8 protein-coding genes are annotated in these 15,304 nt (G+C 39.7%); 6 read left to right on the plus strand and 2 right to left on the minus strand.

Annotated features, from left to right (window positions below; translation table 11 throughout):
• Positions 1-18: 18 nt before the first annotated feature.
• The 4 genes from HMPREF9456_RS00295 (at position 19) to HMPREF9456_RS00310 (ending at position 9,253) form a co-directional block, all read left to right on the plus strand.
• Entirely contained in the window at positions 19-2,433 is a 2,415-nt protein-coding gene (locus HMPREF9456_RS00295) for a TonB-dependent receptor (protein ID WP_006841432.1), read from the plus strand.
• A gap of 188 nt (positions 2,434-2,621) precedes the next feature.
• Entirely contained in the window at positions 2,622-3,752 is a 1,131-nt protein-coding gene (locus HMPREF9456_RS00300) for a PepSY-associated TM helix domain-containing protein (RefSeq protein WP_006841433.1), read from the plus strand.
• A gap of 264 nt (positions 3,753-4,016) precedes the next feature.
• The gene (locus HMPREF9456_RS00305) at positions 4,017-6,872 is read left to right on the plus strand and encodes a glycoside hydrolase family 2 protein (RefSeq protein ID WP_006841434.1); all 2,856 of its coding nucleotides are present in this window, start codon (positions 4,017-4,019) and stop codon (positions 6,870-6,872) included.
• A gap of 128 nt (positions 6,873-7,000) precedes the next feature.
• Positions 7,001-9,253 carry a GH92 family glycosyl hydrolase gene (locus HMPREF9456_RS00310; protein ID WP_006841435.1) on the plus strand — a complete coding sequence of 751 codons (2,253 nt, stop codon included), beginning with the start codon at positions 7,001-7,003 and terminating at the stop codon, positions 9,251-9,253.
• A gap of 65 nt (positions 9,254-9,318) precedes the next feature.
• Here the strand turns inward: HMPREF9456_RS00310 and HMPREF9456_RS00315 are convergent, their stop codons facing one another.
• Positions 9,319-10,524, minus strand: coding sequence for a protoporphyrinogen/coproporphyrinogen oxidase (locus HMPREF9456_RS00315; RefSeq protein WP_006841436.1), 1,206 nt, complete (start codon positions 10,522-10,524; stop codon positions 9,319-9,321).
• 284 nt (positions 10,525-10,808) lie between these two features.
• Between HMPREF9456_RS00315 and HMPREF9456_RS00320 the strand changes: the two genes are divergently transcribed.
• A complete protein-coding gene (locus HMPREF9456_RS00320) occupies positions 10,809-12,422 on the plus strand; it encodes a CTP synthase (protein WP_006841437.1) in 1,614 nt (537 codons plus the stop codon).
• A 26-nt stretch (positions 12,423-12,448) separates the two neighbouring features.
• Positions 12,449-14,401 carry a membrane protein insertase YidC gene (yidC, locus tag HMPREF9456_RS00325; RefSeq protein ID WP_006841438.1) on the plus strand — a complete coding sequence of 651 codons (1,953 nt, stop codon included), beginning with the start codon at positions 12,449-12,451 and terminating at the stop codon, positions 14,399-14,401.
• 78 nt (positions 14,402-14,479) lie between these two features.
• Here yidC and HMPREF9456_RS00330 read toward each other — a convergent pair whose 3' ends face one another.
• On the minus strand, positions 14,480-15,160 hold the full coding sequence (locus HMPREF9456_RS00330; RefSeq protein WP_006841439.1) for a hypothetical protein: 681 nt from the start codon (positions 15,158-15,160) through the stop codon (positions 14,480-14,482).
• Positions 15,161-15,304 lie beyond the last annotated feature (144 nt).

Here is a 15,304-nt window from a genome sequence, read left to right on the forward strand (position 1 = left end):
ACTATATATATATCAACTATGAAGAAGATCATTACTCTATTTCTTTTTCTAATCATAAGCATTACAGTTGTTAATGCTCAAGTTATAAAAGGAAGGGTACTCGACGAAAATGGAGATCCTATAGCATCTGCTACTGTAGCGATCAAAGAGTTACAAAAAGGCGTATCTACTGACGAATCAGGGAAATTTAGATTCACAAACCTACCTAAAAGGGAGCTCACTCTAATAGTAAGCTTTGTAGGATACAATAACAATGAAAAGAAAGTAGACCTAAAAAATAATGAAGAAGTTCATATCCAGTTTGATATGATTTCGAATGCAAACCTAAGCGAGATTGAAGTATTCGGCGAACGATACAAGCAACCCGAAAAGCTCGACGCTATCACACGTATGCCATTGCGTCCTAGCGAACAGATACAAAGTATATCTGTAATTTCCGATAAGGTAATAGCTGAACAAGGAGCCCTTACTATTACAGATGCGGTAAGAAATGTACCGGGTGTAACACTGTTTGGCTCTTATGGTGGTGTAAAAGAAAGTATGTCATCCAGAGGCTTCAGAGGTATCCCTGTTTTGAAGAACGGAGTGAGAATGGACTCTCAGTTCCAAACTGCATCTGGTATAGCCGATATGCAGGGGGTTGAAAGCATCCAGATGATAAAAGGCTCCGCTGCTATCACACAAGGAGTTATCACAGACTTAGGAAATGCCGGAGGTGTAATAAACGTAGTAACCAAAACACCTAAATTCGTAAATGGAGGAGAAGTAGGAGTACGCGTAGGAAGCTGGGGGCAGTTTCGTCCAACATTCGACGTACAATCTGTTCTAGATAAAAACAAAACGGTTGCATTTCGCTTGAATGGAGCTTATGAACGTAAAGATAACTACAGGCCTGTAGTATCTATGGACAGGGTGTATATCAATCCTTCTTTGGAATGGCGTCCGGATGACAAAACATCTGTAACCCTCGAAATGGATTATCTGAATGACAACACAACTCCAGTAACCAGTACTGTAAATTTTGCAGACATTAGTACAAATGCATTGTATGACATGCCACATAGCAAATTTTTAGGTTTTGAAAATGATAATGTCAATACGAAGCTATTAACTTATTCAGCTCGCATCAACAGAAAACTTACAGATAACCTAAGTGTTCGCGCAGCCTATTTCAATTCAGCATACAATGTTGACAACACATCAACTGCACTCGACACTATCAATATTTACGGGGCTAAAGATATTCGTAACTACGAAGACCCTCGAAGAAAAAGAACACTAGGCAGATCGTTAAGAGATGACAAAAATACGACATTCCAATTAGACTTGATCGGTCAGGATGTTTATACAGGAACAGTTAAGCATACTTTCCAATTAGGATTTGATTATAGAACAGCAAACGCACAGACAAAGGCTTTAGGATCTAAGTTTATAGATGTTGTAGATGTTCTGAACGGCAAAATCAATAACGCGAGACAGAACGTAACTTTTGCAAATCCTGAATCCATAATGCCTATAATTTCCGAATATACTACATACGGAATTATGGCACAGGAGGTGATTACATTCAACAAATATCTGAAAGCTATCTTGGGATTACGTTACAGTTCTATCTCTACATTGTCTGCAACAGGCAAAACATCCGATGCCGGAAGAACAGAAAATGATGCTTGGGATCCAAGTTTTGGTATCATGGTATCTCCTATCGAAAATGTAAACATATTCGGATCATATACAACAAGCACCAGTTTGAGATCTGCCGCTCTGATATTGACTGATAGCACACTAGCCGGCCCTTCAAGAACAAAGCAATGGGAGGTTGGATTTAAATCAGATTGGCTCGACAATAGGCTTCGCTTCAATTTCACCTACTTCCATATCTTTACAGATAACCTGACAAATGCAGAGTATGTGGGAACTCAACCAACAGGACTTTATTATAAGGCGGGAGACTTAAAACGTGATGGTATCGAGGTTGAACTGAATGGTCGTATTTTATCAAATCTGCAAGTAATGTTAGGATATGCTTATCTGAATGCAAGATATGACGACAGCCCTTCTTATGTAAACGGTTCAGCCCCGATGAATGCACCAAAACATACTGCTAACGGATGGGTATATTATACTGTAGACAGAGGCCCGGTTAAAGGATTATCTCTAGGATTAGGAGCATATTATGTAGGTAAACGTCCGGTGAACGAATTCAGTACACAATACGATGGCCACACATACAATCCGGGTGTAAAACCATTTGATATGCCTGCCTATACAACAGTAAATGCACAGGTAGCATATACATACAAGAAAGTGACGGCACGCGTGTTCTTCAATAATATTTTTGACGAACTTGGATACAACTCATATTTCCGTGGAGGCTACATCAACCAGATCGACCCTCGCAACTTTGCCGGAGTAGTATCTTATCGCTTTTAATCACTATTTATTGTGATTGAACGACACAAATATCATCATTTATTGTGATTGTAAGATAATATCAAAACACCGACCTTTGTAATGATGATAGTTTAAAGAATTACTTAACTTTGATGATAGTTTGATTCCGGTGTCTTAGCAGTGCTAACTCACCGGAATTTTTCTTTATAAACGCTTAATAATAGTATATGAGACCATTCTTAAAAAAACTCCATAAATGGCTTTCCCTTCCTGTAGGAATCATAATAACAATCGTTTGCCTAACAGGAGCTATTCTTGTTTTTCAGGACGAGATATTAGAGCTATCCAATCCCTCTCACTACTTTGTAGATGAGGTAAAGGAAAAGCCTATGCCGTTGGAAGAGCTCATCCCAAAAGTAAACGCTCAATTAGATAGTAATTCTGTAGCAAGTGTACAGATATCTGACGACCCCAAGCGCACCTACCGTATGACCTTATCCGAAGGATTCAGGATCACCGCATTTGTCAACCAATATACAGGAGAAGTGACAGGAATGTATAAATTTCAGGAAAGCCCATTCTATACCATCATGGTACTACACCGCTGGCTGATGGATGGCAGCCGCACATGGGGTAAATATACGGTAGGAATCTCTACACTCATTTTCGTATTCATTCTTATTTCGGGGGTTATTATCTGGATGCCCAAAAGATGGAATAGAAGCCGCTTCAAAATTCAATTCAGAAAAGGGCGTAAACGCCTCTTCTACGATATGCACAATGTACTCGGAGTATATGCTTGTTTGGTGTTGCTCATCTGTGCACTCACAGGTATGGTTTGGTCGTTCGAATGGTATCGGAATGGATTGTTCAGGCTCTTTGGCGTGGAAGTTGCCGAATCCGGAGGACATGGAGGAGGAAGAGGAGCACGTGGCGGTGGTCGTGGCGGACAACAGGAAGAAAAGAAAGAATTGAATGTAGCTAATTGGCAAACAGTATTCAACTCATTACAAGCATCAAACCCTGATTATGAATATATACGGGTGCAAGACGGCTCTGCCGCCGTTCACCTGAAATCATCTGTTACATCACGAGCTACAGACCAATATAAATTTGATAAAAAAACAGGAGAGATCACCTCTACAACCTTATTTAAGGATCAGGAAGGTACTACGAAAATATGGGCTTGGGTGTATTCACTCCATGTAGGAAACTATTGGGGGATATGGTCAAAAATATTCACCTGTATATTCGCCCTCATCGGGGCAAGCCTTCCACTTACAGGTTACTACATCTTTTTTGTGAAAAGAAAAAACAAAAAAACCGTACGGAAACGAAAAGAAATAGAGATCGCTTAATTGCATAATTTCGACAAGGGAGTAATTCATATTACTCCCTTTTTCGTTCCTCTCATCATCCCTTTTACTATTATTATATAAATGACTGATCTACACATCACCAAAAAATATTACCTTTGTACACTAGGGCAAGAGCACTTCTAATTGTTATTATTTAGAATAGCATTATTCCGACACACTAGAGATATTGCATTGCTTTATTGAGGTATCTTATCCTCTAAAATAACGAAGAAATATAATTTATAACCTATTAATACCTTACTTATGTTCAATAAAAGACATTCGAAATTCTATGTAAGTTTGATGATATTAATGCTAATGTCATTGGTACAAATCAACGCTCAAGATTTTATTCCGGGCCAACTCTGGACAGGATTGAAGCAACCACAACCTCAATCTGAATTACCTAAAGGAAAAGCTCCCTTTCAGACATCAGAAAGAGTTGCAAAAAGAAATATACCAACAACCCTTGTTCCTGTACAAACCGGAGAATGGATTATCTCGGACGGATGGGAAATGATAGACGGAAAAACAGCAATGGCGTCAAACAAATCTATTTTCGACCCTCAATATAGTACTTCTGCATGGTATAATGCAACTGTTCCGGGGACAGTGCTTACCACTCTAGTTAATCAAGGAGTGTATCCAGACCCTTACTTCGGGTTGAACAACATGAATATACCGGAATCACTAAGTCGCACCGACTGGTGGTACAGATGTAAGTTTACAGTACCAAAAGATATTGACGGCAACAAGCTACGCTTACTTTTCAATGGTATCAACTATAAAGCAGATATATACCTCAACGGAAAAAGCCTGGGAGATATGAAAGGTGCTTTTATCCGAGGCGAATTTAATATAACTGACCTTGTAAATAAAAATGGAGAAAACATACTTGCTGTTCATGTTTTCCCTCCATACAATCCGGGTATCCCTCACGAACAATCTATGATTGCCGGACAGGGACTAAACGGAGGAGTACTCAGCACAGACGGACCGACATTTATCTCTTCGATAGGATGGGACTGGATTCCCGGGATACGTGACCGCAACACAGGAATCTGGCAAGATGTAAGACTAAAAGCCGGGGGCGACATCGTTATCGGTGATCCTCTTGTAACCACAGATATCTTACTTCCCGATACTACACAGGCTAAAATATCAATAAAGAATATTGTAAAAAATATTACCTCTAAAACTGTAAATGGTACACTAACTGCAAAAATTGAAAATATAAACATATCGCTACCTTTTACGCTGGCTGCGAATGAAGAAAAAGAAATAACATTTACACCCGAGCAGTTTAAAGAACTCAATATAAAAAATCCACGTTTGTGGTGGCCAAACGGTTACGGAAGGCCTGAGTTATATAATCTGGAATTAACCGTACAGGCAAACAATAAAGTATCGGATACAAAATCTCTGAAATTTGGGATAAGGGAAATGTCGTACGAACTGATGGTAAATGACAATAGCCAAAACAAGCGCGTTCTTTATACTCCAAATGAAACAGTAAATAAAGGAAAACCGATATTCGACTATATCAACCGTGTTCCATTCACCAAAGACAACAACCTTCCTACTATTGCTAAAGATGCAGACACCTCGGGGTTACAACCGCTATCGAGCGATGATCCTGTAGGTCCATTTTTTGCGATAAGAGTAAACGGAGTAAGAATTTTCTGCCGTGGTGGCAACTGGGGAATGGACGATGGCATGAAACGTGTATCAAGAGAACGTCTTGAGCCATATATCAGACTGCACAAAGATGCAAACTTCAATATTATCCGCAACTGGACAGGAGAAACAACCGAAGAGGATTTCTACGCATTGTGCGACGAATACGGTATGCTTGTATGGAACGACTTCTGGATTACAACAGACGATACGGTAGAACCTAGCGACTTTCCTCTATTTGTAAGAAATGCGACAGATGCAGTTCGCCGCTTCCGCAACCACCCATCCATAGCAGTGTGGTGCCCACGAAACGAAGGATTCGCTCCTAAACAATTAGAAGAGAGCATCTCTGTAATGATGGCAAAAGAAGATCCAACCCGCCACTATCACGGACAATCCCGCTTCTTGAATATGGGAACAAGCGGCCCTTGGGGATACTTCAAAGATCCATCTAAATATTACACCGAGAATGCGAAAGGATTCAATACCGAGATGGGAAGCTATGCAATCCCTACGGCAAATACAATCCGTAAATTTATTGCACCGGAAGACCAGTGGCCTATCAATGACGTATGGGCTTATCACGATCTGCACCATACAACCCAGAATTTCGGAGACTTTATCAATGCAGTAGACCGCTATGGAAAAGCCGAAAGCATGGAAGATTTTTCACGCAAATCGCAATTTGTAACTTACGATGCGTGGCGCAATATGCTCGAAGCATGGAACAGCAAAATGTGGAACAACACCACAGGTCTTGTTCTTTGGATGAGCCATCCGGCATGGCCAAGTATGATATGGCAAACATATACTTACGATTACGAAACACCGGGATCTTATTTCGGAGCAAAGAAAGCATGTGAGCCTATTCACATACAGATGAATTTGCCAGAAAATGATGTTATGATTATTAATACAACATTGAATGATTATAAAACTGTAACAGCAGGCCTGCGCTTCATTGACCTTCAAGGAAAAGAATTATACAAGAAAAACATAAAGCTGGACGCAAAAGCAAACTCAGCAACGAAATGTTTTGTTCCCGAAAAAGGAAATAACTTACCGCAGTTATATCTGGCTCGCCTTGAACTAAAAGATGCAAAAGGGAAAGTACTGTCAATCAATGATTACTGGATGACAAATGGAGATAAAAAATCATACGAGGCCATAAATACGTTACCGTCAACAACTGTAACTATTAAAACAATCAGCAACAAAGGTAAAACATGGGTAGAGGTATCAAATCCATCGAAAACATTAGCTGTTGCAGTAAAACTAAATGTAGTGGACAAAAACTCTAAAGAGATATTACTCCCTGCTTACTTCTCTGATGGATATATCAACCTGCTAGGTGGCGAAAAAAGATTAATAGAATTGGATATACCTAAAAGTATCACCAACTACAGCATCGTAGCCGAAGGTTACAATACAAAAAGTAAATAGTAATTTATCTATTATCAGATAATAAATGTAATACAAAAGGTGACAAATAAGAATGAGTGAAAACCTGTTACTTTTGTCACCTTTTTTAGATAATACCCTGTCACCCAGTGTAACAAAAAAACATACAAATGAAAAGAATACTATTAACAATAAGCATAGCACTAGTAACAGCCAACCTATTTGCTCAAACAGACCCTGTTGACTATGTAAATCCATTTATAGGAACAACAAACTACGGAACAACGAACCCCGGAGCGATGTGTCCTCAAGGATTTATGTCGGTAACACCATTCAACGTAATGGGCTCGCCCGAAAACAAAAGGGACAAAGACACCGGATGGTGGTCTACTCCCTATTCGTACGACAATAGCGTATTTACGGGTTATGCGCATGTCAACCTCAGTGGTGTGGGATGCCCCGATATGAGTAGTCTACTCTTAATGCCGATAAGCGGCGAACTGGAAGTAGATTATAAAAAATACGGGAGTAAGTACAAAGATGAAAAAGCCACACCGGGATATTATACTAATTTCCTGACCAAGTATAATATCAAAACCGAAGTTAGTGCAACGCCACGGGTAGGTATAGCTCGTTTCACATTCCCTAAAGGTCAGAATCATATTTTGCTAAATCTAGGTGAAGGTCTTACAAACGAAACAGGCGCAATGGTTCGTAAGGTGAACGATACCGAGATAGAGGGAACAAAACTACTTGGAACATTCTGCTATACTCAAAATCAAGCTGTATTCCCTATTTACTTTGTGATGCGAGTAAGCAAAGCTCCACAAAAATCGGGCTACTGGAAATTCCAACGCCCCGGAGGAGAATGGGAAAAGGACTGGAACAAAGATGCAGGAACATATAAGATTTACACAAAATACGAAAAGGAAATAGCCGGCGATGATGTAGGTGCTTATTTCACTTTCGACTGCGCAGAAGGAGAAACAGTAGAAGTACAAATGGGAGTTTCTTTTGTAAGCATGGAGAATGCACGCGAGAACCTCGAAAAGGAACAACCAAAACCCGACTTCAATGCAATCCGTCTTGCAGCACGCAAAATGTGGAATGACGACCTGTCACGCATTCTTGTAGAAGGAGGCTCGGAAGACCAAAAGGTAGTATTCTACACAGGGCTTTACCACATGCTTATCCACCCGAATATCTTACAGGATGTAAACGGACAATACCCGGCAATGGAAAGCTCGGAGATAAAAACAACGAAAGAAAACCGCTATACCGTATATTCATTGTGGGATACATACCGAAACCTTCACCAGATGATGACCCTCTTGTATCCCGATCGTCAGTTGCAGATGGTACGCACCATGATAGATATGTATAAAGAGTCGGGCTGGATGCCAAAATGGGAATTGTACTCTCGCGAATCGCTAACAATGGAGGGTGATCCTGCCATCCCTGTAATTACAGACACATGGATGAAAGGATTAAGAGATTTTGATATCAATACAGCATACGAGGCTTTCATAAAGTCTGCAACTACTCCGGGACCTCAAAACTTACTACGTCCCGATAATGACGATTATATGAAACTCGGCTATGTACCATTAAGAGAAAAATATGACAACTCTGTTTCTCATGCCTTAGAGTATTATATGGCAGACTGGACATTGGCCGAATTGGCAAACTCTTTGGGAAAAAAAGAAGATGCAGAGAAGTTCTATAAGCGTTCGCTAGGCTATAAGAACTATTACAGCAAAGAATATGGTACATTCAGACCAATCTTGCCTAACGGAGAATTCTTAACTCCTTTCAACCCTTTACAAGGTGCGAACTTTGAGCCTAATCCGGGTTTTCACGAAGGGAATGCGTGGAATTATACATTTGCTGTTCCGCATGACATACCGGGACTTATCAAATTGATGGGAGGCAAGAAAAGCTTTGTAGATAAGCTACAATCTGTATTCGATAACGGTTATTTCGACGTCACAAATGAACCTGACATACACTATCCGTACCTGTTTAGCCAGATAAAAGGAGAGGAATGGCGCACACAAAAACTTGTGACAGAGATACTAGCAAAGCATTTCACGAATACACCGGGAGGACTTCCGGGCAATGATGACACAGGTACTATATCGGGTTGGGCTGTATTCAGTATGATGGGCATGTATCCCGAATGTCCGGGAAAACCAGACTATACACTGATAACTCCTACATTCAGCAAAATAACAATCAAACTTGATCCTAAGTACTATAAGTCGGATAAAGTTGTTATCAATGTGATTAAACCTCAGGATGTAGCAGCTAATTATATAAAAGAAGTGAGGGTTGATGGCAAAACACTAAATGGATATGCTCTATCTCATGAAGCATTGACAGGTGCTAAAGAAATCACCTATATACTGAAACCAAGTAAATAAGATACAATGTCATTGTAAACGGAGTGAAGGATTTAATCCTTCACTCCGTTTAGATTTATAAAGAATTACAAGTTGCTCTTAAACCTCTCGAACTCATTTTTAGACCTGTTCACACAATCTTCCAAAGACAAACCGTAGTAATAATTGCCCAGCAGATAAACACTAGCGTTCTTTCGCTTTGCCTGTACTTTTTCATCCATATGCAAATGCTCCAATCGCATTGCAGGCAAACTATGTTCTATGAATGAAGTCTCTATTATATCAGATTGTTTAATATTCAACACATTGCATATTAGCTCCAGTTTTTCTCCCTCTGATTTTTTGCCTTTCTCAAAGTGAAAAGTAAAGCTTCTATACTCGCCATTCCCTATCAGATCTCTGGATACTGCCGAAAGGAAATCGTCTGACAAAGGAATAATACCTGCTATTTCTTTCAGGTCTATTTTATCTTTCTTTATGGTGATGTTCAAAGATTCGGAGTCGAATATCGGGATTGAAGACAACAACCCAGCTAATTCGGGTTCTATATTCTTCAGCAGACTAGAGCTCACTTTCGGATTTGCCCCCATAGCAATATTTCGTGCATAAAAGATCTGCCCGCTTGCTGTTGAAAGTAAAAAGACATCGCCTTCTTTCTTTATATCAATCACTTCGCTTGAAGTATTGACTTCAATATCTCCGCTCTCTATTACTGCATTGATAAAGGATGATAAGCCACCTTTGAAGGTAAAGCGTCGTGAAATTTCCTTTTCTCTTTTATCTCTCTTTTTAAGGAATATTTCCGCAGGGTAATCATCCGCCGGTTGACAAATCACAGCTTTGAAGGCATTCGTAAAGAGCCGGTCATAATTAGAAGCCCCTACGATAGGACGAAAATATTCGCGGGTAGTTTTCCCGGCTTTGTCTGAAAAGAAATACTTCGGAAAGTGAAGCAAACATGATAGCTTGGATACTTCCGACATAATACTTTTTATCTTACCCGAAGCATAGAGCACATAACTGAATTTTCGGAGAGGTACTATTATGTCTGTTCTCCGTATTTCTTTCACGATAGACAACAAGCTGGTATATGAATTGTAGCATGTATGAGAACCAAGCTCGTACCAGAAGTCGGGTTGGGCTGAAAGATGCCCTGTTTGCAATTGCCCTCCGGTATTCTTATTTTTCTCCAAGACCAATACGGCTTTACCTTCTTTTTTCAGATAGTGCGCAAAAGTAACCCCACTTATGCCCCCACCTACAACGATACAATCATATACTTTTTGGCTCATGCTCTTCAATTTTTTACTCTATACAAATATACAAGGAATGTATGGAATAAAGATATTTTACTCTTCAACCACACCCTTAAAAAAGCTGTTTAAAATTACCTGTTTATAGTTGAGGTGTTTTTCATCTATCCTAATAGACTGCAAGTCAAAACCAAAGAGATAAATTCTTTAATAATTATTTTCATTTTAAGGATTGGACTACTCTTATTTTGCAATGAGTATCCAAATATTTTTCTTACTTTTGTCCTTTCTTTTTAGAGTCTAAAAAAATAAAACGTAAAGTCGTGGCTAATACGAAGTATATATTTGTTACAGGAGGAGTCATATCTTCCTTAGGTAAAGGTATTATAGCATCCTCACTAGGTAAACTACTACAAGCCAGAGGTTATAAAGTAACTATCCAGAAATTAGACCCCTACATCAACATCGACCCCGGTACATTAAACCCTTACGAGCATGGCGAATGCTATGTAACCGTTGATGGGCATGAAGCCGATCTCGATTTGGGACACTATGAAAGATTTCTGAATCAGCCTACACATAAAGATAACAACATCACCACAGGACGCATCTATCAGAATGTGATCAACAAAGAAAGAAAAGGTGATTATCTGGGTAAAACGGTTCAGATCGTACCTCATATCACAGATGAGATTAAGCGCAACATCAAAATGTTGGGCACAAAATACAACTATGATTTTGTTATTACCGAAATTGGCGGTACAGTAGGTGACATAGAGTCACTTCCTTTTATCGAAAGCGTACGCCAGTTGCGTTGGGAACTAGGCAAAAACTGCCTGTGTGTACACCTTACTTATGTTCCTTATATTGCAGCAGCAAAAGAGGTGAAAACAAAACCGACACAGCACTCTGTAAAACAATTACAGTCGGAAGGAGTACAGCCCGACATGCTTGTTCTGCGTACCGAGCATCCGTTGAATAAAGATATATTGCGTAAGGTTGCCCTATTTTGTAATGTAGAAGTAGACGCTGTGATGCAGTCTGTCGATGTATCTACCATCTACGAAGTTCCGCTCAAGATGCAGGAACAGAATATGGACGAAATCGTTCTTCGCAAATTGGGAATGCCAATAGGAGAAAAACCTGAAATGCAATCTTGGCGTGACTTCTTAAGCAAGAAAAAACATGCCAAAAATACAATTAAAATAGGACTGGTAGGTAAGTATGTTGAGCTACCCGATGCATACAAATCTATCAACGAATCGTTGCTACAAGCGGCAACATACAACGAGCATAAGCTCGACCTGCACTTTATACTATCTGACAAACTGACCGAAGAGAATATAGAGAAAACACTGTCATCAATGGATGGCATACTTATTGCTCCGGGATTTGGACAAAGAGGAATGGAAGGTAAAATCCATGCATTAAAATATGCCCGCGAACATGACATCCCTACATTTGGAGTTTGTTTGGGTATGCAATGTATGGTTGTTGAATTCGCTCGCAACGTGTTAGGGCTTGAAGAAGCCAATTCTACCGAGATGAATACTCATACTCCATTTAAGGTGATAGACCTAATGGAAGAGCAAAAGAATATCACCAATATGGGTGGAACAATGCGTCTCGGAGCATATAAATGCGAATTGGAGAAAGGTTCTCTTGTATACAAAGCCTATGGCAAAAAGATGATAGAAGAACGTCATCGCCATCGCTTTGAATTCAATAACGATTTCAGAGAAGACTTTGAAAAGAATGGAATGAAGTGCACAGGAATCAATCCGGAAATGGATCTTGTGGAAGTGGTAGAAATTCCCGGAAAAAAATGGTACTTAGGCGTACAATTCCATCCGGAATACAACAGCACGGTCGTTTCACCCAATCCATTGTTTTTAAGCTTTATAAAAGCCGTTGTAGAGAATAAAGAAAAAAAATAAGAAAGGAATAAAACATATAATTATAAATGGACAAGAATACGATTACCGGGTTTATCCTGATCGCAGCCGTAATTATTGGATTCACATTATTGAGTAGGCCTTCGTCGGAAGACATCGAACGCCAGAAACAACAGCGCATAAAAGATTCGATCGAATATGCTCAAACTCTGCAACGTGAGCAAGAAAATAAAATAGACACCTCTGTAGTTGATAAAAAGACTGAGAAGATTGATGATTTCTTCAGTGCTTCCGCTCAGCAAAGCGACTCTACTGTAGCAGTTACAGACTCACTTCCATCAGCAGAACAAAAACCGGAACAATTCATAACCCTTGAAAACAGCAAACTAAAAGCTACATTTTCTACTAAAGGGGGAAGAATGGTTCGTGTTCAGCTCAAGGATTACATGAGCTACAACAGAGACGACAAGAAAAATACCGACTCTCTCTATCTGTTCAACAATGATGCCGACTTTACCTTATTGCTGACAAACAAGCAACAGAAGGTTTTGAGCACAGGCAAATTGATATTTACTCCTATACAAAAAGAAGGAGACAATTCGCTGATCATGCGCTATGCATACTCAGACAGCCAGTATATCGATTTTGTGTACAAACTGGCTGATGACGACTACATGATGAAATACGACATCAATATGGTAGGCATGCAGCCGATGCTAGCTCGCACCTATAGCGATGTATTCGAGATGAAGTGGTCACAGAGAATGCGCAGACAAGAGAAAAGCGTGAAGAACGAACAGCGTTATTCTCACCTCACTTACAAATATGTAGGTGGCGATGTGAAGGAAATGAGCAGTGATAAGAATGAAGAAGTAGAGGTTAAAGAGCCTGCAAAATGGATAGCCTTCAAAAATCAATTCTTTGCTCCAATCCTAATTGCTGACGACAAAATAGAAACAGCTCTCCTTAACTCGAAAGTCTTGCAAACAGACGAGAACAGCGAGTATCTGAAAAGCTTTGAAGCAACACTATATGTACCTGCAAAACCGGGATCAGCACCAGAGAGCATCACAGCAGGATTCTCTTATTACCTAGGACCAATGTCTTACTCTTTGTTGAAGAACTATGACAGTAATGTTAAAGACGCAAACAAAGAATTGGATCTAGACAAACTGGTTCCACTGGGTTGGACTTTATTCCGTTGGGTTAATCAATACTTTATAGTTCCTATATTTAATTTATTGAGCAATACCGGACTATCTATGGGTATTGTAATCTTACTACTAACAATCATTGTTAAATTAGTGATTTCCCCTCTGACATACAAGTCATTTATGTCTTCTGCCAAAATGCGTGTTTTACGCCCTCAGGTAGAAGAAATAAACGAAAAGTATCCGAAGCAGGAACAAGCAATGGAAAAGCAACAGGCTACAATGGCACTCTATAGCAAGGCGGGGGTCAACCCAATGAGTGGTTGCGTACCGATGCTGCTTCAGATGCCGATACTGATCGCCTTGTTCTCGTTCTTCCCAAATGCGATAGAGCTGCGTCAGCAAAGCTTCTTGTGGGCTACCGACTTATCCACTTATGATGCCATCTTTGAATGGAAAAATCATATCCCATTGATTGGAACTCATATTAGTTTGTTCTGTATTCTGATGACCATTACAAATATTGTCTATACAAAATTCAATATGGAAATGACCAACACCGGACAACAGCAGATGCCGGGTATGAAATGGATGATGTATCTGATGCCGCTTATATTCTTGTTTATGTTGAATGATTATCCGTCAGGACTTACATACTATTACTTCCTTTCACTATTGATTACAATATTGCTTACTATTGCTTTCCGTTATATTATCAACGAAGAAAAAGTATTAGCTAAATTGGAAGCAAACAAAGCTAAGCCGAAAAAGAAATCTGGCTTTATGGCACGTCTGGCAGAAGCTCAACGTATACAACAGCAACAGCTGAACGAAAGAAACAAATCGAACAGTACAAAAAAGAAACGATAATATTATCACCACTAAATAAAAAGAGACTGATTCCTATACAGAATCAGTCTCTTTTTATTTGTATCCAAAATCTTTGGATTATCTTTCTCTTGTTGCGCTTGAAGAGCTGCTCTCTTCTGTTTTTTTCTCTGCACTTCTTCCACTACTTTTATCGTTTGTGTTGGTCGGTCTTCCGCTAGTAGATGTAGATGGACGAGAGCTTTCGTTTGGCTTGGCTGCCGGACGCTCATTGGATGGACGTTCGTTCGATGGGCGCTCAGGCCTTGTAGGCTCATTAGGCGTACCGGGTCTACCCGAACTTGAATTTCCGGGACGAGTTGTTTCTCCGGGACGACTAGGACGGCCGGAGCTTGAATTTCCCGGACGATCTGTTTCTGGACGGCTAGGGCGACTCGGTCTGCTTGGACGACTAGGACGACTAGGACGATCGATATAGATAGGTCTGCCATAGTCCGGCAATATCATCGGAGGAGCCGGTGCTATATATTCAACATCTTCGTACAAAAATTCATATCCTACAAGATAGTCATCAATAAATTCTAAAGCATAAACCTCATTTCTCGGGGTTCTGTATTCTAAAACCTCCTGATATCCATTCTGTGTATTATTCACGGCTAATATGCGGCTAGGGTCACCAACAGCTTCCACCACCTGCTCTTTTGTCATACCCGTTCTCAATTTACTCAAATCAAGAGTCTTAAACAGCCCGCAGGATATGAATAAAACAGATATAATCAAAAACGAAATCAGTTTTTTCATCTTTAATAGTTTTGTTTCGTTATTATCATTAATACTTATAATAGATTAAACAATATTTGAGTCTGAGAGTTCTTTAAATACATCAAAAAGAATACAATGTAAAAAGGTCGCCTTTTAAACAAAGCGACCTTCTATATTCTAATT

The sequence above is a fragment of the Dysgonomonas mossii DSM 22836 genome, assembly GCF_000213575.1.
Taxonomy (GTDB): Bacteria; Bacteroidota; Bacteroidia; order Bacteroidales; family Dysgonomonadaceae; genus Dysgonomonas; species Dysgonomonas mossii.